The organism is Pseudomonas sp. EL_65y_Pfl2_R96 (assembly GCF_963970905.1).
Lineage (GTDB): Bacteria > Pseudomonadota > Gammaproteobacteria > Pseudomonadales > Pseudomonadaceae > Aquipseudomonas.
Genome location: NZ_CAXAQH010000473.1, coordinates 1 through 255, shown reverse-complemented (window position 1 = coordinate 255; position 255 = coordinate 1). Strand labels below are relative to the sequence as shown.

General features: G+C 54.5%; 1 protein-coding gene. It reads left to right on the top strand.

Annotated elements, in window-relative coordinates:
* The coding region (locus AACY49_RS31635; protein ID WP_339528294.1) for an IS110 family transposase at window positions 1-255 on the top strand (255 nt) is incomplete at both ends.

Genomic DNA, 255 nt, shown 5'->3' with positions numbered 1-255 from the left:
GAGCCAGGGACTTTGCCAAGGCCATGGGGCAGCACGCTAAAACCGACCCGATAGATGCGCGGCTGCTCGCGCAGTTTGCCGAAGTCATAAAGTCGCCAAGCAACCGCATCACCAGCCCTGAACAGGACAATTTACGTGCGCTGGTACAGCAGCGTGAAAACTTTGTTCAGCAGCAAGGCGACGATTTACGGCGCCTCAAAACAGCCTCTGCTGACACGGTAAAACCCTGTCTGCGCAGTCATATCGACTATTTAT